24 protein-coding genes are annotated in these 26,465 nt (G+C 54.0%); 21 read left to right on the top strand and 3 right to left on the bottom strand.

The features are described from left to right. The first annotated feature begins 8 nt into the window (after nt 1-8). The 18 genes from fabD (at nt 9) to ACZRKO_RS08875 (ending at nt 16,350) form a co-directional block, all read left to right on the top strand. Nucleotides 9-941: an ACP S-malonyltransferase gene (gene fabD / locus ACZRKO_RS08960; protein WP_463736849.1), complete on the top strand. Its 933-nt coding sequence runs from the start codon at nt 9-11 to the stop codon at nt 939-941. Nucleotides 942-951: 10 nt separating this feature from the next. After that, nucleotides 952-1,686: a 3-oxoacyl-ACP reductase FabG gene (gene fabG, locus ACZRKO_RS08955; RefSeq protein WP_463736848.1), complete on the top strand. Its 735-nt coding sequence runs from the start codon at nt 952-954 to the stop codon at nt 1,684-1,686. Between the two features lie 153 nt (nt 1,687-1,839). Further along, nucleotides 1,840-2,076: an acyl carrier protein gene (gene acpP / locus ACZRKO_RS08950; protein WP_463736847.1), complete on the top strand. Its 237-nt coding sequence runs from the start codon at nt 1,840-1,842 to the stop codon at nt 2,074-2,076. A gap of 99 nt (nt 2,077-2,175) precedes the next feature. Beyond that, nucleotides 2,176-3,417: a beta-ketoacyl-ACP synthase II gene (fabF, locus tag ACZRKO_RS08945; RefSeq protein WP_463736846.1), complete on the top strand. Its 1,242-nt coding sequence runs from the start codon at nt 2,176-2,178 to the stop codon at nt 3,415-3,417. Nucleotides 3,418-3,579: 162 nt separating this feature from the next. Continuing rightward, complete coding sequence (pabC, locus tag ACZRKO_RS08940) at nt 3,580-4,377, top strand: aminodeoxychorismate lyase (RefSeq protein WP_463736845.1); 798 nt, start codon at nt 3,580-3,582, stop codon at nt 4,375-4,377. Between the two features lie 25 nt (nt 4,378-4,402). Beyond that, nucleotides 4,403-5,428: an endolytic transglycosylase MltG gene (gene mltG, locus ACZRKO_RS08935; protein ID WP_463736844.1), complete on the top strand. Its 1,026-nt coding sequence runs from the start codon at nt 4,403-4,405 to the stop codon at nt 5,426-5,428. After that, nucleotides 5,418-6,071, top strand: coding sequence for a dTMP kinase (gene tmk, locus ACZRKO_RS08930; RefSeq protein WP_463736843.1), 654 nt, complete (start codon nt 5,418-5,420; stop codon nt 6,069-6,071). Before mltG ends, tmk begins: the two co-directional genes overlap by 11 nt. Beyond that, nucleotides 6,068-7,045, top strand: coding sequence for a DNA polymerase III subunit delta' (holB, locus tag ACZRKO_RS08925; RefSeq protein WP_463736842.1), 978 nt, complete (start codon nt 6,068-6,070; stop codon nt 7,043-7,045). Before tmk ends, holB begins: the two co-directional genes overlap by 4 nt. A 79-nt stretch (nt 7,046-7,124) precedes the next feature. Next, nucleotides 7,125-7,925, top strand: coding sequence for a metal-dependent hydrolase (locus tag ACZRKO_RS08920; RefSeq protein ID WP_463736841.1), 801 nt, complete (start codon nt 7,125-7,127; stop codon nt 7,923-7,925). A 341-nt stretch (nt 7,926-8,266) separates the two neighbouring features. Beyond that, entirely contained in the window at nt 8,267-9,700 is a 1,434-nt protein-coding gene (gene ptsG / locus ACZRKO_RS08915) for a PTS glucose transporter subunit IIBC (RefSeq protein WP_463736840.1), read from the top strand. A gap of 202 nt (nt 9,701-9,902) precedes the next feature. Further along, complete coding sequence (gene hinT, locus ACZRKO_RS08910; RefSeq protein ID WP_463736839.1) at nt 9,903-10,256, top strand: purine nucleoside phosphoramidase; 354 nt, start codon at nt 9,903-9,905, stop codon at nt 10,254-10,256. 26 nt (nt 10,257-10,282) lie between these two features. After that, a complete protein-coding gene (locus ACZRKO_RS08905) occupies nt 10,283-10,651 on the top strand; it encodes a YcfL family putative periplasmic lipoprotein (protein ID WP_463736838.1) in 369 nt (122 codons plus the stop codon). A gap of 21 nt (nt 10,652-10,672) precedes the next feature. Then, on the top strand, nt 10,673-11,266 hold the full coding sequence (lpoB, locus tag ACZRKO_RS08900; protein WP_463736837.1) for a penicillin-binding protein activator LpoB: 594 nt from the start codon (nt 10,673-10,675) through the stop codon (nt 11,264-11,266). 19 nt (nt 11,267-11,285) lie between these two features. Continuing rightward, nucleotides 11,286-12,131, top strand: a complete 846-nt coding sequence (locus ACZRKO_RS08895; RefSeq protein WP_463737515.1) for a phosphotransferase — start codon at nt 11,286-11,288, stop codon at nt 12,129-12,131. Between the two features lie 30 nt (nt 12,132-12,161). Then, nucleotides 12,162-13,190 carry a beta-N-acetylhexosaminidase gene (nagZ, locus tag ACZRKO_RS08890; RefSeq protein ID WP_463736836.1) on the top strand — a complete coding sequence of 343 codons (1,029 nt, stop codon included), beginning with the start codon at nt 12,162-12,164 and terminating at the stop codon, nt 13,188-13,190. A 60-nt stretch (nt 13,191-13,250) separates the two neighbouring features. Then, nucleotides 13,251-13,793 carry an alpha/beta hydrolase YcfP gene (gene ycfP, locus ACZRKO_RS08885; protein ID WP_463736835.1) on the top strand — a complete coding sequence of 181 codons (543 nt, stop codon included), beginning with the start codon at nt 13,251-13,253 and terminating at the stop codon, nt 13,791-13,793. A 331-nt stretch (nt 13,794-14,124) separates the two neighbouring features. Next, the gene (locus ACZRKO_RS08880; RefSeq protein ID WP_463737514.1) at nt 14,125-15,432 is read left to right on the top strand and encodes an NAD(P)/FAD-dependent oxidoreductase; all 1,308 of its coding nucleotides are present in this window, start codon (nt 14,125-14,127) and stop codon (nt 15,430-15,432) included. 381 nt (nt 15,433-15,813) lie between these two features. Further along, on the top strand, nt 15,814-16,350 hold the full coding sequence (locus ACZRKO_RS08875) for a glycine zipper 2TM domain-containing protein (protein ID WP_463736834.1): 537 nt from the start codon (nt 15,814-15,816) through the stop codon (nt 16,348-16,350). 73 nt (nt 16,351-16,423) lie between these two features. Here the strand turns inward: ACZRKO_RS08875 and ACZRKO_RS08870 are convergent, their stop codons facing one another. Both ACZRKO_RS08870 and ACZRKO_RS08865 read right to left on the bottom strand, forming a co-directional pair. Beyond that, nucleotides 16,424-17,389, bottom strand: coding sequence for an XdhC family protein (locus ACZRKO_RS08870; RefSeq protein ID WP_463736833.1), 966 nt, complete (start codon nt 17,387-17,389; stop codon nt 16,424-16,426). Continuing rightward, nucleotides 17,376-17,984, bottom strand: coding sequence for a nucleotidyltransferase family protein (locus ACZRKO_RS08865; protein WP_463736832.1), 609 nt, complete (start codon nt 17,982-17,984; stop codon nt 17,376-17,378). The genes ACZRKO_RS08870 and ACZRKO_RS08865 overlap by 14 nt, the downstream gene beginning before the upstream one ends. A 228-nt stretch (nt 17,985-18,212) precedes the next feature. On the opposite strand from ACZRKO_RS08865, the gene ACZRKO_RS08860 reads away from it, so the two are divergent. The 3 genes from ACZRKO_RS08860 to ACZRKO_RS08850 are packed head-to-tail and all read left to right on the top strand — an operon-like array spanning nt 18,213 to nt 22,797. Next, nucleotides 18,213-21,002: a xanthine dehydrogenase family protein molybdopterin-binding subunit gene (locus ACZRKO_RS08860; protein WP_463736831.1), complete on the top strand. Its 2,790-nt coding sequence runs from the start codon at nt 18,213-18,215 to the stop codon at nt 21,000-21,002. Then, nucleotides 20,999-21,547: a (2Fe-2S)-binding protein gene (locus ACZRKO_RS08855; protein WP_463736830.1), complete on the top strand. Its 549-nt coding sequence runs from the start codon at nt 20,999-21,001 to the stop codon at nt 21,545-21,547. The genes ACZRKO_RS08860 and ACZRKO_RS08855 overlap by 4 nt, the downstream gene beginning before the upstream one ends. Continuing rightward, nucleotides 21,547-22,797, top strand: a complete 1,251-nt coding sequence (locus tag ACZRKO_RS08850; RefSeq protein WP_463736829.1) for a c-type cytochrome — start codon at nt 21,547-21,549, stop codon at nt 22,795-22,797. The genes ACZRKO_RS08855 and ACZRKO_RS08850 overlap by 1 nt, the downstream gene beginning before the upstream one ends. Nucleotides 22,798-22,888: 91 nt before the next feature. Here the strand turns inward: ACZRKO_RS08850 and mfd are convergent, their stop codons facing one another. Next, on the bottom strand, nt 22,889-26,332 hold the full coding sequence (mfd, locus tag ACZRKO_RS08845) for a transcription-repair coupling factor (protein ID WP_463737513.1): 3,444 nt from the start codon (nt 26,330-26,332) through the stop codon (nt 22,889-22,891). Nucleotides 26,333-26,465 lie beyond the last annotated feature (133 nt).

Below are 26,465 nucleotides of genomic sequence, written 5' to 3'. Positions count from 1 at the left end.
CGATGAAAATGACAAAAATAGCAGTTGTTTTTCCTGGCCAGGGCTCACAGGCTCTGGGAATGCTGGCTGATTTGGCCGCAAATTATACGCTTGTAAAGGAGACCTTTGCTGAGGCCTCTTCTGTGCTGGGTTATGATTTGTGGCAGCTGGTACAACAGGGTCCGGCTGAAGAGCTGAATAAAACTTGGCAGACCCAGCCGGCTTTGCTGGCAGCGTCAGTGGCTATCTGGCGAGTCTGGCAGCAGCAAAACGGCACCAAGCCTGTATTTATGGCAGGCCATAGCTTGGGTGAATACTCTGCTCTGGTTTGTGCTGGAGTGCTGGATTTCAAACAGGCTATTTCGCTGGTGGAACTGCGCGGGAAACTCATGCAGGAAGCCGTACCTGAGGGTACTGGCGCGATGTCAGCAATCATTGGTCTTGATAACGACGCCATCGCGAAAGCGTGTGAAGAGTCTGCACAGGGTCAGGTTGTTTCTCCGGTGAATTTCAACTCGCCGGGTCAGGTTGTCATTGCTGGGAACAAAGAAGCCGTTGAACGCGCAGGTGCTGCTTGTAAAGCCGCTGGTGCAAAACGTGCTTTGCCGTTGCCTGTCAGCGTGCCATCCCACTGTGCATTGATGAAACCTGCTGCTGATAAAATGGCTGTAGCGCTCGAAGACGTGACGTTCAGCACATCGCAGTATCCTGTGGTGAATAATGTGGATGTGAAGGTAGAAACGTCGCCAGAATCTATCCGTAGCGCATTGGTTCGCCAGCTTTACAACCCAGTCCGCTGGACCGAGTCTGTTGAGTTTATGGCAGCGCAGGGCGTTGAGCATTTAGTCGAGGTGGGACCGGGTAAGGTATTGACCGGCCTGACCAAACGTATTGTTGATACCCTGACAGCGGCAGCAGTGAACGACTCTGCGAGCCTCACAGCGGCGCTTGAGCAAGAATAAGAGGAAGATAATGAGCTTCGAAGGTAAAATCGCCCTGGTAACCGGCGCAAGCCGTGGGATTGGACGTGCTATCGCAGAAAAATTAGTGGCCGGTGGTGCAACAGTGATCGGCACCGCGACCAGTGAGAAAGGTGCTGAAGCAATCAGCGAATATTTAGGCGAAAAGGGTAAAGGAATCGCCCTTAATGTGGTTGATTCTGCATCGATTGAGCAGGTATTGTCTACGATTCGAGCTGAATTTGGCGAAATTGACATTTTAGTTAATAACGCCGGCATCACACGTGATAACCTCCTCATGCGTATGAAGGATGACGAGTGGCAGGATATCCTGGATACGAATTTGACTTCTGTGTTTCGGCTGTCAAAAGCAGTAATGCGGGCTATGATGAAAAAGCGGTTTGGCCGGATCATTACTATAGGTTCTGTTGTTGGAACTATGGGTAACGCAGGGCAGGCGAACTACGCGGCGGCTAAAGCCGGCTTGATTGGTTTTAGCAAGTCTTTGGCGCGTGAAGTAGCTTCACGCGGCATTACTGTCAACGTCGTTGCTCCCGGCTTTATTGAGACGGACATGACAAGGGCGTTGACAGATGATCAACGCGCAGGCATTTTGTCATCAGTTCCAGCCAACCGGTTGGGTGATGCAAAAGAGATTGCCAGCGCAGTTGCTTTTTTAGCCTCTGACGAGGCCAGCTATATCACTGGTGAAACATTGCATGTCAATGGCGGCATGTACATGATTTAAAAATTACGAAACTATTTGCGTTATTTGCGGTAAAAACCGCAAAATAGAGCAAATTCGTGGTTTGACCAGCCGGGATTTAGTTGCATCTTTTCCAACATTTTATACACTACGAAAACCATCGCGAAAGCGAGTTTTGATAGGAAATTTAAGAGTATGAGCACTATCGAAGAACGCGTTAAGAAAATCATTGTTGAACAGCTGGGTGTTAAACAGGAAGAAGTAGTTAACTCTGCGTCTTTCGTAGACGACCTTGGCGCTGATTCTCTCGACACCGTTGAGCTGGTTATGGCTCTGGAAGAAGAGTTTGATACCGAGATCCCTGACGAAGAAGCTGAAAAAATCACTACTGTTCAGGCAGCTATTGATTTCATCAACTCTAGCCAGCAGTAAGCTAATCTGTTTTTAGTTTAGATAGTTAGGCGGTCACTCGACCGCCTAAGTTTTTTTTGTCCCACCGTATTCCTTTTCTCCCTCCCTGGAGGACACAACGTGTCTAAGCGTCGAGTTGTAGTGACTGGACTTGGCATGCTGTCCCCTGTCGGCAATACTGTAGAGTCCACTTGGAACGCTCTTCTTGCCGGTCAGAGTGGCATTAGCCTAATCGATCATTTTGATACTAGCGCCTATGCAACGCGTTTTGCTGGCTTAGTAAAAGATTTTAACTGTGAAGAGTACATTGCGCGCAAAGATGCCCGTAAGATGGACGCCTTCATTCAGTACGGTATTGCCGCCGGTATTCAGGCAATGCAAGACTCCGGTCTTGAAGTGACTGCCGAGAATGCACCGCGCATTGGCGCTGCAATTGGTTCCGGCATTGGCGGCCTTGGTCTAATCGAAGAAAACCATACCTCACTGGTTAACGGCGGACCGCGCAAAATCAGCCCATTCTTTGTTCCTTCCACTATCGTAAATATGATTGCCGGTCATCTGAGCATCATGTTTGGTTTACGTGGACCGAGCATTTCAATTGCCACAGCTTGTACTTCAGGTGTCCATAATATCGGTCATGCGGCACGTATCATTGCCTATGACGATGCAGATGTCATGCTAGCCGGTGGTGCTGAAAAAGCCAGTACGCCGCTGGGTGTCGGTGGTTTTGGCGCAGCACGCGCTTTATCTACCCGTAACGACAATCCTCAGGCTGCCAGCCGCCCCTGGGACAAAGACCGAGATGGTTTTGTGCTGGGCGATGGTGCAGGCATCATGGTACTGGAAGAGTACGAACACGCGAAAAAACGCGGCGCAAACATTTACGCAGAAATTGTGGGCTTTGGCATGAGCAGTGATGCCTTCCATATGACCTCACCACCAGAGGACGGCGCAGGTGCTGCGCTGGCGATGGAAAATGCGCTGCGCGACGCGGGTATTTCGGCGTCAAAAATTGGTTATATCAATGCGCACGGCACGTCAACGCCTGCGGGCGACAAAGCGGAAGCCCAGGCGGTTAAATCAGTATTTGGTGCAGGTTCACAAAGCGTGCTGGTGAGTTCGACCAAATCAATGACCGGCCATTTGCTGGGTGCCGCCGGGGCGGTTGAATCGATCTTTACCCTGCTGGCACTTCGCGATCAGGCTGTACCGCCAACCATCAATCTGGATAATCCGGATGAAGGTTGTGATCTGGACTTCGTCGCACGCGAAGCCCGTCAGGTAAAAAATATGGAATATACGCTGTGTAATTCGTTTGGTTTTGGCGGCACTAATGGTTCACTGGTGTTCCGTAAAATCTGACGCAATAATGCGTGCTGTTTCTTCCTGAAAAAGGCCCGTTTTGGGCCTTTTTGCTGCCTGATATCCTGTTGGAAAAGCAGGAATGCTCTACTTGTCAGGCGATCTGAAATACTTCAGGCTCTACGGCTGCCATACTGCAAAGCAGGACACGGGAGAGTAAGAATGTGGATTAATGGTATCTCGGGTAAACTGTTGGCCGCCGGCGACCGCGCAATACAATTTGGTGACGGAAGTTTCACCACCGCACGCATCGTCGCCGGAAACATTCAGCATCTGGCCGGGCACATTTCGCGGTTGAAAATCGCCTCGCAGCGTTTAATGATTGACGGCGTTGACTGGACTGCACTGGAGGCTGAAATGAACTACGCGGCCGGCCTGCAGGGCGAAGGTGTGGTTAAAGTTATCATCAGCCGGGGAGAGGGCGGTCGGGGCTATAGCCCGCAAGGGTGCAGCTCACCGACGCGCATTATTTCTGTCTCGGACTATCCGGCACATTATCAGCAGTGGCGGCAGCATGGAGTCACGCTTGCGCGAAGTCCTGTGGCATTAAGCCGTAATCCAATTTTGGCGGGCATTAAGCACCTTAACCGGCTGGAGCAGGTGATGATCCGTCTGCATCTTGACCAGACATATGCCCATGAGGCACTGGTAGTTGACACCTCGGGGATGCTGGTAGAATGCTGTGCCGCGAATATATTCTGGCGCAAAGGTCATGAGGTATTTACCCCGGATCTCAGCGATTCTGGCGTTTCTGGAATTATGCGCAACCACATTATCTCGTTGCTCACGCAATCGGGAATTTATACGATTTCCGTTGTCAAACAATCGCCTGAAATTCTGCAGGAAGCAGATGAGGTAATTATTTGCAACGCGCTGATGCCCGTGCTGCCGGTCCGACAGGCAGACGAATGGCACTTTACGTCGTCGCTGTTGTACGATTTTTTACATCAGGTTTGCTAAAACCACGCGTTTAAAGTGAATGTTTATGAAGAATAAAAAACTCAAGATTTCCGCCCTTATCCTGATCCTGTTAGTCGGTGCTGCTGCATTTGCCTATCATAAAGTGCAGCGCTTTGCTGACCGGCCAATCAACGTCAGCAGCGAAACGATCTTTACGCTGCCTGCGGGTACAGGGCGCGTGGTACTGGAAACACTGTTGGTCAAACATAAACTGATGCAGGCCAACCCTTATTTTTCCTGGCTGCTGCGTATCGAGCCCGAACTCAGTGAGTTCAAAGCGGGGACTTACCGTTTTGAAAAGGGCATGACCGTACGTCAGATGCTCGAATTGCTCAAAAGCGGAAAGGAAGCCCAGTTCAGCATGCGCTTTGTTGAAGGCTTTAAACTGAGTGACTGGATGAAGTTATTGCAAAATTCAGCCTACGTGAAGCATGAACTGACCGGTAAAAGCGGTGAAGAGATCGCGGCAGCCATCGGTGTAAAAGACACCACCAATGCGGAAGGCTGGCTGTATCCGGACACCTATCTCTATACCGCAGGCATGACGGATTTGTCCCTGCTTAAACGCGCACACCAACGTATGGTAAAAACCGTCGATACGATCTGGCAAGGCCGCGACGAATCTCTGCCTTACAAAACGCCGACTGAAATGTTGACCATGGCGTCCATTATTGAAAAAGAGACGGCCGTTAAAGAGGAGCGACCTGAAGTGGCTTCTGTCTTCATCAACCGCCTGCGTATTGGCATGCGTTTACAAACCGATCCGACCGTGATCTACGGCATGGGTGAAAGTTATACCGGCAGCATTACCCGTAAAGCTCTGGAGACCCCGACGCCCTATAACACTTATGTGATTTCAGGTTTACCGCCGTCGCCGATTGCCATGCCGAGCGAAGCGTCAATCGAAGCCGCTGCGCATCCGGCCAAAACGCCTTACCTTTACTTTGTGGCTGATGGCAAAGGCGGGCATACTTTTACGACTAACCTCGAAAATCACAATAAAGCGGTGCGTGTGTATCGTGAGACATTGAAGAATAAGAATGAAAAGTAAGTTTATCGTTATCGAAGGTCTGGAAGGGGCCGGCAAAACTACCGCGCGCGACGTCGTCGTTAACACACTGCGCAGTCTGGGTATCGAAGATATCGTGTTTACGCGCGAGCCGGGTGGTACTCCGCTGGCCGAAAAGCTGCGGGATTTATTCAAACGTGGTGTTGAAGATGACAAACCTACGGTTAAGGCCGAAGTGCTGATGCTCTACGCTGCCCGCGTCCAGCTGATAGAAACGGTCATCTTGCCCGCATTGGCTCGGGGGGCGTGGGTGGTGGGTGACCGCCACGACCTCTCGTCGCAGGCCTATCAGGGAGGGGGACGCGGTATTGATGCGCAACTGATGCGTTCATTACGCGATACCGTACTGGGCGATTTTCGCCCCGACCTGACGCTGTATCTCGATTTGCCGCCGGAAATTGGCTTACAACGCGCCAGTGCACGCGGTGAGCTGGACCGCATCGAAAAAGAGGCGCTGCCGTTCTTCGAACGCACGCGCGAGCGTTATCTCAGTCTGGTAGCCGAAGACAGCCGCATTAAAACCATTGATGCCTCACAGTCTCTGGAGCAGGTTACCGCCTCAATCAGGCAGACCTTGCTGCAATGGTTTGAAAGCCAGAAGCTAGGGGAAGGTGGTCAGCAATGACCTGGTATCCGTGGCTCAGTGGCCCTTACCGGCAGTTGGTCGGTCAATATCAGTCCGGCCGCGGGCATCACGCGGTACTGATACATGCCTCAGGGGGTATGGGTGATGAGGCGCTGGTCTATGGCCTGAGCCGCTGGCTCTTGTGTCAGCATCAGGATGGCGACAAGAGTTGTGGAAAATGCCACAGCTGCCAGCTGATGATTGCCGGTAATCATCCTGACTGGCACGTCCTGACGCCCGAAAAGGGCAAGAACTCGCTGGGTGTTGACCCGGTACGGCAACTGATTGAAACGCTCTACAACTACTCGCAGCAGGGCGGTGCAAAAGTGGTATGGCTGCCGCAGGCCGAATTGCTGACGGAAGCCGCTGCCAACGCCTTGTTAAAGACGCTGGAAGAGCCACCGGCAAAGACGTACTTCTTAATGGGTTGCCGTGAGACATCGGGGTTGCTTGCCACGCTGCGTAGCCGCTGTTTCTACTGGCATCTGCCGGTTCCGGAGGAAGCGCCCGCAGCGCAGTGGATTGGCCGCCAGCTTAGTGCCGATCCCGTAGCCATTAAAACGGCATTGCGTCTAAGCAACGGTACGCCACTGGCCGCGCTGGCGTTGCTGCAACCTGAACGTTGGAAACAGCGTGCGGCGTTATGTCAGCAACTGGCGGGCAGCTGCCAGCAGCGCGATATGCTTTCTTTGCTGGTTCAGCTCAACCACGATGACGTCGCCGATCGTCTGCAGTGGCTCTGTTCGTTGTTACTGGACGCGATTAAATGGCAGCAAAATGCCGCTCAGTTTATTATTAATCACGATCAGCAGCCCCTGATAGCCCAGATCGCCGGTTTACAGAGCAATGATTCACTGCAAAAAAGCGTTCAGGCCTGGATGCATTGCCGTCAGCAGTTACTGACGATTGTGGGCGTGAACCGGGAGCTGCTGCTGACGGAGCAACTGCTCGAATGGGATATCTCCCTGAATTAGCACCACTCTCATTATCCCCAACGGTGCGCGGAAAAGACGCGTACCGACCTGCAAAAACCATCGTAACGAGTTAAATATTATGTTTTTAGTCGACTCCCACTGTCACCTTGACAGTCTGGATTACAACGAGCTGCACAGCGGTGTGGATGCAGTTCTGGAAAAAGCGCGTGAGCGCGACGTGAAATTTATGCTGGCTGTGGCCACCACATTGCCGGGTTATACCGCGATGACCCAATTGATTGGTGACCGCCAGGATGTGGCGTTTTCCTGTGGTGTACATCCGCTGAACATCGACGAAGGTTACGACTTTGAAGAGCTGCGCCGTCTGGCTGCGGCACCGAAAGTGGTGGCGATGGGCGAAACCGGGCTGGATTACTTCTACCAGAAAGAAGAGCATCAGTTAAAACTCCAGCAGGATTCCTTCCGCCACCATATTCGCGTTGGCCGTGAACTGAATAAGCCGGTGATTGTGCATACGCGTGACGCGCGCCAGGACACACTGGATATTCTAAAAGATGAAAATGCCGGTGAATGTGGTGGCGTGCTGCACTGCTTTACTGAGGATTTGCCGACCGCAGAATTCCTGTTGGATCTGGGCTTCTATATTTCGTTCTCAGGCATTGTGACCTTCCGTAACGCCGAGCAGCTGCGTGAAGTTGCGCGCTATGTGCCACTCGACCGTCTGCTGGTGGAAACAGACTCGCCGTATCTGGCGCCCGTTCCGCACCGTGGTAAAGAGAATCAACCCGCCTACGTGCGCGATGTGGCTGAATACCTTGCAGTACTGAAAGGCGTCAGTCTGGAAAAGCTCGCAGAAGCGACAACCGCGAACTTTTCCCGGCTGTTCCACGTCGATACTTCCTCCCTGATCTCCTCTTAAGCGCAGTCATTTGCACTGGATTTATTTTACGCCTCGTAATTAATCGCCTGAACGGGTAATGTGCACACCCGTTTTGGGTTGCTTGGTATGAGGAATTCGGATTTTCTTTAAGAAATATGCCGCTTTTAAGCAAGGTTAGGCCGATTTTTAGAAAAAACGTGACTGCCATCAAACATTAACAAAGGGAATTATTTTACCCTGCGTAAAAATTCAGAAGGGGTGCTTAGACACCCTAAACCGCAAGGGTTTTCATAATCTTGCAACGCGGCAGCCCGCAGATTCACATAAAGGGGCGCCGTGAGAAGTATCAAAAGCATCATTACTCAGGAGCACACTCAATTATGTTTAAGAACGCGTTTGCAAACCTTCAGAAGGTCGGTAAATCGCTGATGTTGCCAGTTTCCGTATTGCCCATTGCAGGTATTCTGCTTGGCGTCGGTTCTGCAAACTTCAGCTGGCTGCCACTGATCGTTTCCCACGTCATGGCGGAAGCGGGCGGTTCAGTCTTCGCCAATATGCCGTTGATTTTTGCCATCGGCGTCGCGCTTGGTTTCACTAATAACGACGGCGTATCTGCACTGGCAGCGGTAGTGGCTTATGGCATCATGGTGAAAACCATGGCCGTTATCGCCCCTCTGATCCTGCATTTACCACCGGAAGAAATTGCGGTTAAACACCTCGCTGATACCGGTGTTCTTGGCGGTATTATCGCCGGTTCCATTGCGGCCTATATGTTCAACCGCTTCTACCGCATCAAGTTGCCTGAATATCTGGGCTTCTTCGCGGGTAAACGTTTCGTGCCGATCATCTCTGGTCTGGCCGCGATCGTCATGGGTGTGGTTCTGTCCTTTATCTGGCCTCCAATTGGCAGCGCAATCCAAACCTTCTCCCAGTGGGCTGCGTATCAAAACCCGGTCGTGGCATTCGGTATTTACGGTGTCGTTGAACGTGCGCTGGTGCCGTTCGGCCTGCACCATATCTGGAACGTTCCATTCCAGATGCAGATTGGCGAATACGTGAACTCTGCGGGTCAGGTATTCCACGGTGATATCCCACGTTACATGGCAGGTGACCCAACGGCAGGTAAACTGTCCGGTGGCTTCCTGTTCAAAATGTATGGCCTGCCAGCCGCGGCAATTGCTATCTGGCATTCAGCGAAACCTGAAAACCGCGCGAAAGTGGGCGGCATCATGATCTCCGCTGCGCTGACGGCATTCCTGACCGGTATCACCGAGCCAATCGAATTCTCCTTCATGTTCGTGGCGCCGATCCTGTATGTGATCCACGCGATTCTGGCAGGGCTGGCTTTCCCAATCTGTATCCTGTTGGGGATGAGAGACGGCACCAGCTTCTCACACGGTTTGATCGACTTCATCGTGCTGAGCGGTAACAGCAGCCGTATCTGGCTCTTCCCGGTTGTTGGTATGATTTACGCGGTGGTTTACTACAGTATCTTCCGATTCCTGATTGTGAAATTGAACCTGAAGACACCTGGCCGCGAAGACACTACCAGCGAACAAACGACGCAGGGCGGCTCAGAAATGTCTGCTTCTCTGGTTCAGGCGTTTGGCGGTAAAGAGAACATCACTAACCTTGATGCCTGTATCACCCGTCTGCGCGTGAGCGTAGCGGATATATCAAAAGTGGATCAGGCTGGCCTGAAAAAACTGGGTGCAGCAGGGGTTGTGGTTGCGGGTTCTGGCGTTCAGGCAATCTTTGGTACCAAGTCTGATAACCTGAAAACCGATATGGACGAGTACATGCGTAACCATTGATCTTCGTATCGGTGATTAGCGTGTAGAAAAAGGAGGCTGCGGCCTCCTTTTTTTATGCCTGAAATTCGGCGCAGGGCTATTTCGCCTTGCGGCTGGCGGTTTCTAAGCCATTTACGTCGTAAAAAGCGTAATCAGGTTGAAAGGAATGGAAATTGTCACTCATACTGCGTACACCGCTTTTGAGTTTTGAAGGAGAGCCAAGATGGCCGAAGAGACGATTTTCAGCAAAATTATCCGCCGTGAGATCCCGGCCGATGTGGTTTACCAGGATGAACTGGTGACGGCGTTCCGTGATATTTCACCACAGGCACCGAGCCATATTCTGATCATTCCTAATATCCTTATTCCTACCATGAACGATGTTACCGTTGAGCATGAAGCGGCGCTGGGCCGTATGATGACCGTCGCGGCTAAAATTGCCGAGCAGGAGGGTATCGCCGAAAGTGGCTATCGCCTGATTGTTAACTGCAACCGTGACGGTGGTCAGGAGGTATATCACATCCATATGCATCTGGTCGGTGGCCGTGCACTTGGCCCGCTGCTTACGCGTCAGTAATACTTCCTCACCGAAAAGGAAAGACCATGCGATTTTTGATGGCGTTGTTACCCGTTATAGTACTGATGGGCTGTAGCAGTACGCCGCATATTGCGCTGAACAGCCAGCAAACGGTCATCATGGAATCGCCGGTGCTGACGGCGGGCATTATCCCCGGTGCGCCGTCAATTTCAGAAGTGGATGGGCGCAAGCAGGCCACCAGCATACTGAGCAACAGCCAGCCACACGCCGTGACACTGCATTATCGCTTTTACTGGTATGACAAACAGGGGCTGGACCTGCTGCCGATTGCCGACGCACGCACCATCACCGTTCCTGCCAATTCAGATCTCGTTATCTCCTCCCTGAATGGCAATCTTGATGCGTACAGTGTGCGTGTTTACCTTTACCTCTAATTTCCTGTACGGAGAAGGTTGATGAAAAAGTATTTCCTCATGGTGGCGATGGCCGCCCTGATCCTTGGTGGTTGTACCTTGCCCACGAAACAACAACCGGCAGAGCCACAACAGCCCACGGCACCTGTGACCGTTGAACCAGGTACACCGGAAACTTCCGGGCAGCCACCGGTTGAAACCGTTCCACAGCCGCCGAAAGAGCAGACTATCAACTGGAGTGCCAGCGTTCAGCCAATGGTGGCGAAAATGCTTCAGGCCGACGGCGTGCAGGCGGGCAGTGTCCTGTTGCTCGACAGCGTAAAAAACAGCACCAACGGTTCTCTGCCGGTGAGTAAAGCCACGGCTGCGCTCCATGATGCGCTGGCAACCAACAATAAATTCCAGGTGGTACCGGACTCCCAACTGGCAACCGCCAAGCAGGCGTTGGGATTATCCGTGGATGACAGCTTAGGCTCGCGCAGCAAGGCCATCGGGCTGGCGCGCTACGTCAATGCGCAATACGTGCTTTACAGCACCGTAACCGGTGACGTAAAAGCCCCAACGCTTAAAATGCAAATGATGACCGTGCCGAGTGGCGAGATCGTCTGGTCTGGCAACGGTGCCGTTCAGCATTAAGGGCGCGCTGGAACAGCTTATTGAACAACAACTTCCGGCGGTTTTTTCCGCCGGTTTTCATTTGAGCCCGGTCGCCGGGCTGACGGGGCAGAGCTGGAAAGTCGAGACACCGACTCAGTCATGGCTGGCAAGAGTGCAGTCGGCAGAAAAAACAGCGCTTGGCGTGGAACGCCAGCGGGAAAAGAGCATATTGCGGCATGTCGCAGGGCTGCTTATTGCGCCGCGCATCAGGTTGTTTTCTCCTCCGTGGTTGGTCGTTGAGTGGCTGGAGGGTGAAACCTGCCCGATAAGCGGAGGGAGCGAAACGGATTATCAGCCGCAACTCGCCGCGTTGCTGGTGAGTTTGCACCGGCTGGTGCCCTGCGGTTACCGACTACCATTGCGCGAGCAGTTTGCCCGTTACTGGCAGCAGATTGACCGTCGACGTCTGACTCCTGCCTGGTTGCGCTTACATCGTAAGTTTATGCGCCAGCCGTTACCTGTACCGTTGAAAATGGCGGTGTTACATATGGATGTGCATCCCGGTAATCTGGTGCGTAATGAGCAAAAATTAACGCTTATCGACTGGGAGTACGCCGCTGGGGGCGATGTAGCCCTCGAACTGGCGGCGCTGTTTCGCGGCAATGACTGGTCGCCGGTGCGGCAGCACGATTTTCTGCGCGCTTACGTTGCCTGCGGTGGCTACCGGGATATCGCGCGGCTGACGCAACAGGTCAGGTGCTGGACGCCGTGGGTCGATTATCTGATGCTGATGTGGTTTGAAGTGCGCTGGCGGCAGACCGGTGACAAAATCTATTCAGACTGGGCGCAACCGCTGCGTGAGCGATTATTCGCCACCGGGCGCACCGGTAATAAAACAAAATAATGGAAGGAGAGCACTGACGTGGGTCCCGTAATGCTAGACGTTGCCAGCTATGAGCTGGATGCCGAAGAGCGCGAAATTTTGCAACATCCGCTGGTCGGCGGTTTGATTTTGTTCACCCGTAACTACCACGACGTGGAACAGTTGCATGAACTCATTCGTCAGATCCGCGAAGCGTCACGCGATCGTCTGGTGCTGGCCGTCGATCAGGAAGGGGGCAGGGTCCAGCGTTTCCGCGAAGGCTTTACCCGTGTTCCGGCGGCTCAGTCTTTTGCCGCGATTAACGAAAGCCACGAAGGCCAGCGTCTGGCTAAAGAAGCGGGTTGGCTGATGGCATCCGAGATGATTGCCATGGATATCGATATCAGCTTTGCTCCGGTTCTCGACATCGGTCACGTCAGCGCGGCCATTGGCGAACGCTCTTTCCACGCTGAACCGGCAAAGGCTCTGGGCATGGCGGAGCAATTTATTCTCGGTATGCATGGAGCGGGGATGAAAACCACCGGCAAACATTTCCCAGGCCACGGTGCCGTCACCGCAGATTCTCATAAAGAGACGCCACGCGATGATCGTCCGCTAAAAGTGATCCGCGAACATGACATGGCGATTTTCCGCGAGCTGATTGATAAGAAATTGCTCGACGCGGTGATGCCTGCGCACGTTATCTATACTCAGGCAGATCCACGCCCGGCCAGTGGTTCCCCGTACTGGCTACAGAAAATTCTGCGTCAGGAACTCGGCTTTGATGGCGTGATCTTCTCTGACGATCTCTCTATGGAAGGTGCGGCGATCATGGGCAGTTATGCCGAACGGGGGCAGGCTTCGCTGGATGCGGGTTGCGACATGATTTTGGTCTGCAACAACCGCGAAGGGGCAATCAGCGTGTTGGATAACCTGTCTCCGGTCAAAGCGGATAAAGTTGCCGGGTTGTACCATCGTGGCAAATATACGGGTAAAGATGCGCGCCGGGACCTGCTTAACTCCAGCCGCTGGCAGCTTGCCAACCGGGAGTTAACCGCACTGGACGCTCGCTGGCAGGATCACAAACAGTCAGCACGTTAAATGGCAGCCCATCGTCATTAACCTTGATGTTCTCAACGTACAATAAGGACGAGGAAAACGATGATTATTTATTTGCACGGTTTTGACTCAACCAGCCCCGGTAACCATGAAAAGGTGCTGCAGTTGCAATTTATTGATCCGGACGTCCGGTTTATCAGTTACAGCACGCTGCATCCGCGTCATGATATGCAGCATTTGCTGAAGGAAGTGACCAAGGCCATTCAGCAATCCGGAGACGACAGGGCGCTAATTTGCGGCGTGGGTCTGGGAGGGTTTTGGGCTGAGCGCATTGGTTATCTCTGCGGTATCCGTCAGGTGATGTTCAACCCGAACCTTTCGCCGCAGGACAACATGACCGGCAAAATCGACCGTCCCGAAGAGTATCTCGACATTGCGACTAAATGCGTCAGTGATTTCCGCGAGAAAAACCGCGATCGTTGTCTGGTCATTCTGTCGCGTGAAGACGGCGTCCTCGACAGTAAGAAAACCGCTGCCGCGCTGCATCATTTCTATCAGATTGAATGGGATGATAAGCAAAGCCACAAATTCAAAGATATCTCGACGCATCTGCAGCGGGTTAAAGCTTTTAAAAACCTCGCCTGATTGGCGGATAATCATGAATCAAAGGGGCCACAGACCTACGTCTGTGGCCTTTTTTTTACAAAATATCGCTACAGCCATTCCTATCATCATGAGATTTTTTCCATGTCCCCCTTCTAAGCGCCTGATTCAAAAAGGTCAAAAACCGTGCCACATCACTAAGGGAATTTCACTGAATGGAATTAAATTGATGTACATCAATTTTGGTATGACCAAATCACCACGCATGTTATTCTCGGGGAAGATACCGATTTAACTTAAGCCAACCCTATGTATTCTAAGGATAATAATTTTACTCTTAGATAACAATTGGTTCACATTTGAGGGGATCATGTTGACTACAACCATGAAGAAAATTGTGATTATCGGCGGCGGTGCCGGTGGTCTGGAACTGGCAACCAGTTTAGGTCGCAAACTGGGCCGCAAAAAGAAAGCCGAAATTGTGCTGGTGGACCGTAACCACAGCCATCTGTGGAAACCGCTGCTGCACGAAGTCGCCACCGGCAGTCTTGACGACGGTGTGGACGCGCTGAGCTATCTGGCCCACGCCCGTAACCACGGCTTTAATTTCCAGATCGGCTCACTGGTTGACATCAACCGCGAGGCGCAGACCATTCAGCTGGCTGAGATTATCGATGAGAAAAACGGTGAAGTGCTGGTGCCTGCGCGCGATATCGCTTATGACACGCTGGTAATGGCTCTCGGCAGTGCGTCAAATGACTTTGGCACGCCGGGCGTGAAAGATAACTGTATCTTCCTCGATAACCCGCACCAGGCGCACCGTTTTCACAACGAAATGCTTAACCTGTTCCTGAAATTTTCTGCCAGCCCGGATAAACAGAAGAAAGTGAACATTGCGATTGTCGGTGGCGGCGCGACCGGCGTTGAGCTTTCGGCTGAACTGCATAACGCGGTGAAACAGCTGCACAGCTACGGTTTCGAGGGACTCGACAGCCAGGCGCTGAACGTCACACTGGTGGAAGCCGGCGAGCGTATCCTGCCTGCATTACCGCCGCGGATCTCCGGTGCGGCGCATCAGGAACTGACCAAACTCGGCGTGCGCGTGCTGACCAAAACCATGGTAACCAGCGCAGATAAAAACGGTCTGAATACCAAAGACGGCGAATTTATTGAAGCTGATCTGATGGTATGGGCGGCAGGGATTAAAGCGCCTGATTTCATGAAAGATATCGCCGGGCTGGAAACGAACCGTATCAATCAGCTAGTGGTCGAGCCAACGCTGCAAACTACCCGCGACCTGAATATTTTTGCGATTGGTGACTGCGCCTCCTGTCCGCAAAAAAGTGGCGGTTTCGTGCCTCCGCGTGCGCAGTCAGCACACCAGATGGCGTCACGTTGTTTCGACAATATTATGGCGCAGCGCAAAGGCCAGAGCCTGAAAGAGTACGTCTACAAAGACCACGGCTCTCTGGTTTCACTGTCGCGCTTTAGTACCGTTGGCAGCCTGATGGGTAACCTGATGAAAGGCTCGATGATGGTAGAAGGGCGCATTGCGCGTTTCGTGTATGTTTCCCTCTACCGAATGCACCAGATTGCCTTGCACGGTTACACCAAAACCGCGCTGATGATGCTGGTAGGCGGAATTAACAAGGTGATCCGCCCGCGCCTTAAATTACACTAATCGGCTTATATTTTTCGCCAGAAGCTGAATCGATTCTTATTAAAAGCCTGTATTAACAGGCTTTTTAAGTTTATTTATCACCCAAACAACATTCAGCATAAGATTTCGCATAAGCAACTTCGTTCGCTAAGAATCTTCCTAAACCCTCATTTTCCCAGTTACAGATGCTATTTTCGTCCGTGAGTCTTATTGCCGAAATGTAAAACTTTGTGCAAACTTTATCTTGTTTACAGACGGCGATTCACGCACGCCGATCCCTCAATATCAGGCTTTGCCGGTTGAGGACCTGTCGCCCGACGCGGTATCCCAATGTTTAACAAGCAGGGAGGCCCGGCACAAAAGGGTCACAGAATGCGTGGTAACATTTCAGGAGGATGTCCTGTGAACAAGTCAATGTTAGCTGGCGTCGGTATCGGTGTCGCTGCGGCGCTCGGCGTTGCAGCAGTAGCAAGTATGAATGTCTTTTCTTCAGGCCCGGAGTACGCTCAGGTACTCAGCGCGACGCCAATAAAAGAAACGGTCAAAACTCCACGCCAGGATTGTCGTAACGTGACAGTGACCCACAGACGCCCTGTGCAGGATGAGCATCAAATTGCCGGTTCTGTTCTGGGTGCCGTTGCCGGTGGCGTTCTCGGCCACCAGTTTGGTGGTGGGCGCGGGCGTGATGTCGCGACGGTAGCAGGTGCTTTGGGCGGCGGCTATGCCGGTAACCGTGTACAGAGCAGCATGCAGGAAGGTGACACTTACACCACGCAGCAACAACGTTGCAGTACGGTCTATGAGAAGTCAGAAAAGAATCTGGGTTATGACGTGACCTACAAAATCGGCGACCAGCAGGGAAAAGTGCGAATGGACCACGATCCTGGCACACAAATCCCGTTGGATAAAAGCGGCCAGTTGCAGCTTACCCGCACCTGATACGCAAGATTGCGTACATGCGTACATGCGTACAGAAGAAAGCCTGAGGATTCCCCCTCAGGCTTTTCTATTTTCAGGCATTGCCGTTTTTGTGTTTCACAATATCGGCCATAACTGCCAGCGCAATCTCTGCCGGGGTTTTACTGCCAATATTCAGCCCGACCGGTGCATGTAGACGCGCAAAATCCTGTGGCGCAAACTGGGCGATGGTCTGTAAACGTTCGCGGCGGCGGGCGCTGTTAAGCTGTGACCCCATCGCCCCGATATAAAATGCCGGTGTATTGACGGCCTCCATCAGCGTCAGGTCATCCATACGCGGATCATGCGTCAGGGCCACAATGGCGGTGTTAGCATGGCAGCCAGTCTCTTCCAAATATTTGGCCGGGAAGACTTTTTCCAGTTTCACTTCCGGTTTCAGCGTGGGTGCAAAATTTTCCAGTGCATCCTCGCGGCATTCACAGACGACCACTTCAAACCCCAGCGCACAGGCAAAATCTGCGCAGTACATCGCTACGCTCGATAAACCGGCAATCAGCAGACGAGGTGGGGCGGCGATGTGCAGCGTAATAGTGTTTCCCACCCGCGTGACCTGCGTATCGCTGTGATAGCCGGTCAGTGCCAGATGGTCACAGGCCGCGGGTAAGGTCAGGCTTTTATTCATGGCGTAATGGCCCTGCAACGCCTGCGCCATACGGGACAGGTGATCGCGGTTGCTTTGCACAGGCAGCAGATACTCCACCAGTACGTCGAGCGAACCGCCGCAGGGTAGCGCGACATTGGGCGTCAAGCCGCCTTCCCCATAACGGATGACCTGACTGGCCGCCTGATACTCGCCAGCCGCGATCCGTTGCAGGAAATTCTCTTCGACGCAACCGCCTGACAGTGAGCCGCAATAGAGCCCGTTTTGCGTCGCTGCCATCAACGCGCCGGGCGCGCGAGGGGAGGAGCCGTAAGTCGTCAATACGGTGCAAAGCCAGACGGGCTGCTCTGAAAGCCAAAGGCTGGCCTGTTCAATCACCTGATTATCAAGATGCTGCATGTGAATTCCTGTCAGAAGCGGCAAGACAAAGTTGAGAAGGAAGATCGATATCCGCGATCACCATCGGGGTGTCAGCTTCAATGCGCAGAACGGGACGATCGCGCAACAGCTGACGGGCACCCTGATCGCCTGCGAGTTGTTGTAACTCTTCACGTAATGCAGGGCCAAAACCGACCGGATGCCCCGGCGTTTCCCGCCAGAAGGGGCGGGTGATCTCTGCGCTCTGCAAGCCTGCCGCGACGGACAACATGACCTGGGAGGTAACAAAAGGCATATCTGCGAGATGAATCAGCCAGCCATCCCAGCCTGCCGTCGCGCGCACGCCGGAGGCGATGGACTCACCGGTTCCGGCGCTGTTGATTAACGTCACCGGCACGCCCGCTTTGGTACACGCCTGCTGTACCGGGGTATTTTCCGGCCGAGTCACGACATGCACATCCAGCCCTGTCTCCATAGCCTGCTGAAGGGTCGTTGAAAACACGCACACCAAATTGCCTGCGGCATCCTCGCACAGGGCATTTAATTTATTGCCTTCTCCACCCGCTGCGCTAAACCGGCTACCGGTTCCAGCAGCGAGGATGATTATTCCTGCCACGCTTGTCCTGCCTTTTGAGGTTGGCTGCTTGACGAGTGCTTTAAGTTTGCGCAACATCCACGCAACAATCGTATTATTTGCGCAACAGTGTAAACGAAATATTAAAAATGTGTTTTTAGTCATGCCGTTTTGTAATTCGTCACCCTATAATCGCCCGCTATAAGCGATATTTTTCGAGTATAAGAAAAAATCGCCATAAAAAAACGACAAAAAGTAGCAAGGAAATTTATGAGCAACTTCAACCCGTCCCGGCGTCGCTTTGTAAAAAGCGCGGTGATCGCTGGTGTGTCCGTGTATCTCGCGCCGCTGCACAGCCGTGCTTATGCGGCGCTGTTCGAAGAAAAAATACTGCAAGCGCCACAGTGGGATGCTGAAAACAAACGCATCCGCTTCCGCATTGACGGTAAAGCCAAAGTGATGGGGCAGAAAGTCTTCGCCCGCGATATCCGCGCGACGGATATGCCGCATTGGCCGCAAAAACAGGCCCATGCTTTTATTATCCGCGTCACCAAGGCTGACCGCCTGTACGCCGGGCTAGACCTGTCACTTCTGGGTGACGAGCTGCAACCTGACCAGCTGGTTACTGCCGACGTTCTGGCGCGAGACGGACTGGCCTTCCCCGCCTTTTACGGCGATGACATGCTGTTGCCGGAAGGCAAGACGCCGGCCTACCTCGGGCAAGCAGTGGCTATTTTGGTGTATCAGGATTTCGCCCGCTTCCGCTTTGCCAAAGACGCACTTAAATTCAAAGACAATGTGGTGCGCTACGGCGCAGAAACCGGACCGCTGGAGCGTGACCCGTGGGGCACCTTCCGCTTTGTCCGTGTCGGTGGTGCCACACCGTCGGATGACGATAAATTCTCCAGCCTGAAAGATATGCCGGTATTCCCGGTCAGCATGAGAAAACATTTGCCGGTCTGGCCGGAAGGCCGTGAAGGCGGCAAGCTGGACCAGCAGGGTATGTTCTTTGCCGGTGAAATGGCTGATGAGTTGAAATCGCCGCCGCCGGAGTGGATGGTGATGTCCCGCCGCTATACCACGCAGTCGGTCGATACCTCGGCGCTGGAGCCGGATAACGCGAATGGCTGGTACGACGCTGCAACGCAAACCCTGCACATGGTGGTGCCAACGCAGTCGCCGCAGGAAGTGGCCGACGAAATGCCGCGCATGATGGCTAAAGGCCACCGCACCGTTAAAACGCTGATCCTGCACCCGTGTTACACCGTCGGCTATGGTTCGAAGGATCACTACAACTTCCCTTACTACGGCGCAGTGGCCGCCATGTACGGTGACGGCACGCCGGTTCGTCTGGCTAATGACCGTTTTGAGCAGTTCCAGTCATCATTGAAACGCCATGCTTTCGACATGAATTATGACATTGCCGTTAACCGTCAGACCGGCATGTTGCAGTCATTCCATGCCGCGATGACCGCCGACGGCGGCGGGCGCAGCAACTTCACGCCGTCTGTCGTCATGGTGGGCGCAACGGCGGCGCAGTCCATTTACTATTTCCCTAAAAGTGATCTGTCGGCTGTGGGTCTTGCCTCACGGGCGCTGGACGCCGGTTCAGCACGCGGTTACGGCACGCTGCAAAGCATGGCTGCCACCGAAATGATGATGGATGAAATGGCCGCCGAGCTGAAACTCGATCCGATCGCCTTCCGCTTGCGCAACGTGCTCAAATCCGGCATGAAAAACACTCAGGGCGCGATCCCGGCGGGTGCCATTCGCGCTGATGAAGTGCTGGAGAAAGCGGCCGTTCACCCGCTGTGGACAGGGCGCCAAAAACGTAAAAGCGAGTACGAGAGTCAGTATCCGGGCAAGCGCTACGGCGTGGGTTTCGGGTGCGTGCAAAAAGATTTCGGTACCGGCGCGGAAACTTCTTTTGCCCGCGTTGAAGTGAGCGAAAACGGCCAAATCAGCCTGTGGCACAGCGGCGCTGAGATGGGAACCGGCATGTCCACATCGCAATCAGTACTGTGCGCGCAGTGGTTGGGGAAACCCGCTGACGAAGCGCATTTCTCCGTGACGGACTGGTCAGTCTTACCGGTGGAAACCAGTGGTGACCCGTACATTATGTCGCAGGCAGATCAGGACAAACTGCAAACCAATCCACGCTGGTCGCCGTCCTATTGCTCGCCGTCCAGCGCCAGTAACTCGGCCTATTACTTCTCGCACAGCACCCGCGAAGCCGCGCGTCTGATCTTCGAACATGGTCTGTGGCCCGCCGCGCTGGCTATCTGGCAGACCGGCATCGGTGGCGGGCAAGCAGCACCGTATATCGTACGCAAAGAGGATGCGCGCTGGGTCGACGGCGGCCTGACTGCCAATGGTATGCAGATCCTCAGCCTGGAAATTTTGGCGAAAAAAGCCTACGCCATGGGCGGGCTGACCGGCGCCGCGGTGCACGTCTTTAACCGCTGGCAGTGGGCCGAAGCTGATTTCACCCTGAGCAACAGCCGTCAGCGTATTCCGGTGGACGGATTGTCCGTGCGCAACGGCGCGGGTGAGTTTAAGACGCTGGCGCGCGAAAGCGTGTTTTACCCGCCGACGCAGCGCAACAACGCTTCGGTGACGTACTACAGCGCGGTTGGGACGCTGACCGAAGTGGCGGTGGATATCGCCACTGGCAATGTCGAGTTGCTTAACCATCACTCCATTATGGAGTGTGGAAATATGATCGTTCCTGAACTGGTCTCCGGCCAGTTGCAGGGCGGGCTGGCGATGGGTATCGGCCATGCATTGCATGAATATTTACCGCTGTATGAGGACGGGCCGGGCGACGGTACCTGGAACTTCAACCGTTACCACCTGCCGCGTGCCAGTGATGTGGCGGTGTGGAAACAGACCAGCGACATACTGCCTGCTCTGTCGGAAACCGATCCGCCAAAAGGCATGGCCGAGGTGGTGATGATCCCGGTCGTTGCGGCTCTGGTAAACGCCATCGCCCATGCCACCGGCCACCGTTTCCGTGATTTGCCTGTCCGTGCTGAAAATATTCGTGAGGTTTTACAATGAGCATCAAAACCCAGCCACTGTCGCTGACCATTAACAATCAACATTACGGCCCGCTGGAGGTTCCTGAAGGCCTGATGATGATCGACTTCTTGCACGAATATGTGGCCCTGACCGGCTGCCGTCTTGGCTGCGGACAGGGCATCTGCCACGCCTGTGTGGCGATTGTTGACCACGACAGCGGCACCAGCGAAGAGGTGCGCACCTGCATCACCGGCGCCCATTTCTTTAATGGTAAAAAAGTCCGTACGGTTGAAGGGCACGCGACGACGGATGACAAAGGCGAAGTTCAGCTATCGCCGGTTCAGCAGGCGTTTCTCGAACATTACAGTTTCCAGTGCGGTTACTGCACACCGGGCTTTGTGAATGCAGCGACGCTGTTTATTGAGCGGCTGACGAAGCAGCCGATCCCTCTAGCTGACCTGGAAGAGGCGATCGAAAAGGCGCTTGAAAACCATATCTGTCGCTGTACCGGCTATGTGCGTTATTACCAGGCCGTGCGTGATGTGGTGCTGAAAACGCCGGGTCTGATTAAGGAGCCGGTGTGATGAAAAAGCGTGTTTTTCTCGGGTTAATCGTGCTGGTGATTCTGATTGTGGCCGTGCTCTGGTGGCGTGAAAACCGCCGTCTGGATGCACCGGTACAACAGGTGAAAGCCGACGCACAGCAGATCGACCGCGGACGTTATTTGATACAGGCTTCGGACTGCGCAGCTTGCCATACCGCTTCCGGCGGTGCACCGCTCGCCGGAGGTTATGCGCTAGAGACGCCGTTCGGCAAAATCTTTGGCAGCAACCTGACGCCAGCGGCGGACGACGGCATCGGACGCTGGACCTCAGATGACTTCTATCTGGCGCTGACTCAGGGCGTGGCACCGGGCGGCCGTCATCTTTATCCGGCGATGCCTTACACCTCCTATAAAGGCGTAACGCGGCAGGATTCTGATGACATGTATGCCTACCTGATGACCCGTCCGGCGGTGAATCAGCCAGTACCGGAAAATGAGATGCCTTTCCCGTTCAACCAGCGCATGGCGATGATTGGCTGGAACCTGTTATTCCGCACCGCAGATCCAATGCCAGCCAGCTCGCAGGGCGATTCTGCTGACTGGCAGCGCGGAAAGTATCTTACTGACGTGCTGGGCCATTGTGGCGAATGCCATACGCCACGCGGCGCGCTGGGGCAGATGCAGCTCAGTGAAAACCTGCAAGGTGGAACGCTCGGACGCATTACCGCGCCGAATATCACCCCTGAGGCGCTGGCGCAGCGTGGCTGGACACCGGCGGATCTCAGCCGTTTCCTCGGCACCGGTATCGCCGCGCAGGGTTCAGCCTTTGATGAGATGCACAAAGTGGTCAGCCTGAGTACCCGCTTCCTGACGCCGGAAGATCACCGCGCATTGGCTACTTATCTGATGGGCGACCAGCCGCCAGCGGCCGTTCCGGCTGCTATTCCGACAAATGCTGGGCAGGGCAATGATGCCGGCCGCATCACGTATCTGGATCAGTGTTCGGGTTGTCATGCGGCCGATGGCTCAGGTAAACCGCACGTAGCGGTAGCGATGCAAAACAACGCGACGCTGCGCCAGCCGGATGGTCGCAACCTGATTATCTCAGTACTGGACGGGTTACCGGCGCAGGAGTTCCCCGGTGGTGAAAGTATGCAATCTATGCCGGGTTTTGCTGACCGTCTGAATGATGCGCAAATCGCTGAGATGGTGAATTATCTGCGGGTGACTTTCGCCGGTTTACCGGCAGACATCACGGCTGATAAGGTGAAGGCACTGCGTAAAAACTAACGCTTCGATTGATGCCATAAAATTGAAGCCATTAAAAAGCCCGGCGCATATTGCTATGCACCGGGCTTTTTTTAAGGCTCTGCGTGAGGCGTTACATCATATTTTCCGCAAACGCTGCCAGCAGGTCGTCGATAAATTTCAGACGCTTAGGCCGGTCGGTCAGATCAATCATAAACTTCAGCTTGCTCGGTCCGTCGAGGCGGTAAATCTGCGGCTGTTTCTGTAAAAGACCAATCAGATAACCCGGATTTACCCGATTCTTGTCGCTGAATTCCACAAAGCCGCCGCGTTCATTTCCTTCAATTCGTTTGATACCCAGCGCTTTGGCTTTCAGGCGCAATACCGCAATGTGTAACAGATTACGCGCGCCGTCAGGCAGCGTACCGAAACGGTCAATCAGCTCTACACGCAGTTCGTCGAGTTCGCTTTCACTGCCTGAACTGGCAATGCGTTTATACAACGACAGGCGCGTATTGACGTCGGGAATATACTCTTCCGGCAACAGGGCGGGCATGCGCATTTCGACTTCAGTCTGGCTGGTGGTTAAATCTTCCAGCGACGGTTCGCGTCCCTCTTTCAGCGCTTCTACCGCATTTTCCAGCAGTTCCATATAGAGCGTGAAACCAATACTGGTCATCTGGCCGCTCTGACCCTCGCCAAGCAGTTCGCCCGCACCGCGAATTTCAAGGTCATGGGTGGCGAGTGCAAAACCGGCACCCAAATCTTCCAGCGATGCGATGGCTTCCAGACGTTTGTGGGCATCGGCGGACATGGCTTTCGGTGGTGGCGTCAGCAAGTAGGCATAAGCCTGATGGTGCGAACGGCCGACGCGGCCACGCAGCTGGTGCAGCTGCGCCAGACCGAGATGGTCAGCGCGTTCTATAATGATGGTGTTCGCGCTTGGAATATCGATACCGGTTTCAATGATGGTGGTACACACCAGCACGTTGAAACGCTGGTGGTGGAAGTCATTCATCACGCGCTCCAGATCGCGTTCGCGCATCTGGCCGTGGCCGATGGCAATGCGTGCTTCCGGAACCAGTTCCGCCAGTTTGTCGGCAGCCTTTTCGATATTTTCCACATCGTTGAACAGATAATAAACCTGCCCGCCGCGCAGCACCTCACGCAGAATGGCTTCGCGGATGACCAGACTGTCATACTCGCGCACGAAGGTTTTCACGGCCAGACGGCGCGCTGGTGGCGTGGCAATGATCGACAAATCACGCATTCCGCTCATGGCCATATTCAGCGTTCGCGGAATGGGCGTGGCGGTCAGGGTCAGAATGTCCACGTCGGCACGCATCGCCTTGATACGCTCTTTATGGCGCACACCAAAGCGGTGTTCTTCGTCAACAATCAGCAGGCCCAGATCCTTCCACTGCAAACTACTTTGCAGCAGTTTATGGGTGCCGATGATGATATCAACCTTGCCTTCCGCCGCCTGTTCCAGCGTGGCGTTCAGCTCTTTGGTACTGCGAAAACGCGACATCATCTCGATACGAATCGGCCAGCTGGCGAAACGGTCGCGGAAGTTGTCGAAGTGCTGCTGCGCCAGCAGGGTGGTCGGCACCAGTACGGCGACCTGTTTATTGTTCGATACCGCCAGAAAGGCGGCGCGCATCGCCACTTCTGTTTTACCAAAGCCCACGTCACCACAGACCAGACGGTCCATCGCCAGCGGTTGGGTCATATCGGTCAATACGGCGTTGATAGCCTGTGCCTGATCCGGCGTGGTTTCAAATGGGAACGCCTGACAGAAGAGCTGATACTGTTCCTTGTCATGTTTGAAGGCGAAACCTTTTTTGGCTTCTCGCTGGGCATAGATATCGAGCAACTCCGCCGCCACATCACGCACTTTTTCGGCCGCTTTTTGTCTGGCTTTTGACCAGGCTTCACCGCCAAGTTTATGCAGCGGTGCGCTTTCGTCTGCACCGCCGGCATAACGGCTGATAAGGTGCAGCGACGAGACCGGCACGTAAAGTTTGTCTTCACCGGCGTAGGTGAGGATCAGGTACTCGGCCTTGATGCCGCCGGTTTCGAGCGTGGTCAGGCCCAGATAGCGCCCGACGCCGTGCTCCATATGCACCACTGGCTGACCAGTACGCAGCTCTGCCAGATTGCGGATTAGCGTGTCGGTATTAATCGCGCGGCGGCTGTCCTGACGACGACGCGCCACACGTTCACCGAGCAGATCGCTTTCGCAAATCAGCGCCAGTTGCTTTTCGCTGTCGAGGAAACCACGTTCGCAGGCACCGATCATGATATAGCGGCCCACCGTTTGCGCTTCTTCAATGCGGGTGATCAGTGTCGGGCTAAGCTTGATACGCGCCAGCAGGTCTTGCAGGGTTTCGCGGCGGCCTTCGCTTTCTACCGAGAACACCAAACTGCCTGCGAAGGACTCGTTAAAGCGGCGCAGATTGTCCATCGGGGCTTTGTTTTGCGGCTGAACGGAAAGATCCGGCAATGCCTGATAACTCAGGTTGGTATTGGCGGCTTTCGCGGGCAAAACTTCGGTTTTCAGCTGAATGCGCGGCCAGGCTTTCAGTTCGCTAAACAGTGAATCAACGCGTAACCACAGGGTTTCCGGTTCCAGCAGCGGACGCATCGGGTCAACGCGGCGGTTCTCATAACGCTGGGTAGCATCGAGCCAGAAGCGGTCGGCGGCGTTTTCGAGATCGCCGGTATTGAGCAGCAGAGTATTTTTCGGCAGGTAGCTGAACAGGGTAGTCAGCGGCTGGCTGAAAAACAGCGGCTGCCAGTATTCGATTCCCGCCGGGAAGGTGCCTTTACTGACTTGCTGATAAATGTGTTCAGCATCGCGGCGCACTTCGAACTTTTCACGCCACTGGCTGCGAAACAGTTCGATGGCCGTTTTGTCGGTCGGGAATTCGTGCGCGGGCAGAAGGTTAATCTGTGCCACTTCACTGAGTGTGCGCTGGGTATCGACGTCAAACACCCGCAGACTGTCGATTTCATCGTCGAAAAAGTCGATGCGATAAGGTTCGTCGCTGCCCATCGGGTAGAGGTCAAGCAGGGCACCACGGGTGGCAAACTCACCGTGTTCCATCACCTGATCAACGCTGCGGTAACCGGCCTGTTCCAGCTGGGCGCGCAGTTTATCGCGCGACAATAACTGGCCTTTTTTCATCACCAGCGCGTGGCCGTGCAGGAATTCATGCGGGCAGACCCGCTGCATCAGTGTGTTTACTGGCAAAATAATGATGCCGCGTTCGAGTATCGGCAACTGGTACAAGCTCGACAGACGGGAGGAGATGATCTCCTGATGCGGCGAGAAGCTGTCGTAAGGCAGCGTTTCCCAGTCAGCAATGTTGATCACTTTGAGATCGGTAAACTGCTGGATTTCGTCGCGCAGGCGAAGGGCATTTTGCATGTCGGGCGCGATGAGCATGACCGGCCCGTTGTGACGCTCGCTGATTTCGGCGCATTCCAGTGCGCAGGCGGAACCGGTGAGCTGCCCCAGTACGCGGGTGTCGCCGGGGCGTTCAGGCAAAGAATAACGATGATCGTGAGGCATAGGCTGTAATGTTATCTCGTTGTCGGCGTCCATCTGGACCTGATTTGCAGAGCGTATCTTGCGATGGGGCGCTAACCGGGGTCAACCCGATTATCTAATATTAAAGTCGATAAAAGACAATAAAGCCGGGGGG

This window comes from Ewingella sp. C233 (assembly GCF_055407225.1).
The sequence above is the reverse complement of the archived record's forward strand: the minus strand, read 5'-3'. Positions and strand labels throughout refer to the sequence as shown.

Bases quoted from the DNA above. Each gene is read 5' to 3' on its own strand.
- pabC (WP_463736845.1), top strand. From the start codon at position 3,580: ATGTGGATTAATGGTATCTCGGGTAAACTGTTGGCCGCCGGCGACCGC.
- nagZ (WP_463736836.1), top strand. From the start codon at position 12,162: ATGCTAGACGTTGCCAGCTATGAGCTGGATGCCGAAGAGCGCGAAATT.
- hinT (WP_463736839.1), top strand. From the start codon at position 9,903: ATGGCCGAAGAGACGATTTTCAGCAAAATTATCCGCCGTGAGATCCCG.
- tmk (WP_463736843.1), top strand. From the start codon at position 5,418: ATGAAAAGTAAGTTTATCGTTATCGAAGGTCTGGAAGGGGCCGGCAAA.
- mfd (WP_463737513.1), bottom strand. From the start codon at position 26,332: ATGCCTCACGATCATCGTTATTCTTTGCCTGAACGCCCCGGCGACACC.
- ptsG (WP_463736840.1), top strand. From the start codon at position 8,267: ATGTTTAAGAACGCGTTTGCAAACCTTCAGAAGGTCGGTAAATCGCTG.
- ACZRKO_RS08860 (WP_463736831.1), top strand. From the start codon at position 18,213: ATGAGCAACTTCAACCCGTCCCGGCGTCGCTTTGTAAAAAGCGCGGTG.
- ACZRKO_RS08850 (WP_463736829.1), top strand. From the start codon at position 21,547: ATGAAAAAGCGTGTTTTTCTCGGGTTAATCGTGCTGGTGATTCTGATT.
- lpoB (WP_463736837.1), top strand. From the start codon at position 10,673: ATGAAAAAGTATTTCCTCATGGTGGCGATGGCCGCCCTGATCCTTGGT.
- fabD (WP_463736849.1), top strand. From the start codon at position 9: ATGACAAAAATAGCAGTTGTTTTTCCTGGCCAGGGCTCACAGGCTCTG.
- ycfP (WP_463736835.1), top strand. From the start codon at position 13,251: ATGATTATTTATTTGCACGGTTTTGACTCAACCAGCCCCGGTAACCAT.
- ACZRKO_RS08870 (WP_463736833.1), bottom strand. From the start codon at position 17,389: ATGCAGCATCTTGATAATCAGGTGATTGAACAGGCCAGCCTTTGGCTT.
- fabG (WP_463736848.1), top strand. From the start codon at position 952: ATGAGCTTCGAAGGTAAAATCGCCCTGGTAACCGGCGCAAGCCGTGGG.
- ACZRKO_RS08905 (WP_463736838.1), top strand. From the start codon at position 10,283: ATGCGATTTTTGATGGCGTTGTTACCCGTTATAGTACTGATGGGCTGT.
- mltG (WP_463736844.1), top strand. From the start codon at position 4,403: ATGAAGAATAAAAAACTCAAGATTTCCGCCCTTATCCTGATCCTGTTA.
- acpP (WP_463736847.1), top strand. From the start codon at position 1,840: ATGAGCACTATCGAAGAACGCGTTAAGAAAATCATTGTTGAACAGCTG.
- ACZRKO_RS08855 (WP_463736830.1), top strand. From the start codon at position 20,999: ATGAGCATCAAAACCCAGCCACTGTCGCTGACCATTAACAATCAACAT.
- holB (WP_463736842.1), top strand. From the start codon at position 6,068: ATGACCTGGTATCCGTGGCTCAGTGGCCCTTACCGGCAGTTGGTCGGT.
- ACZRKO_RS08920 (WP_463736841.1), top strand. From the start codon at position 7,125: ATGTTTTTAGTCGACTCCCACTGTCACCTTGACAGTCTGGATTACAAC.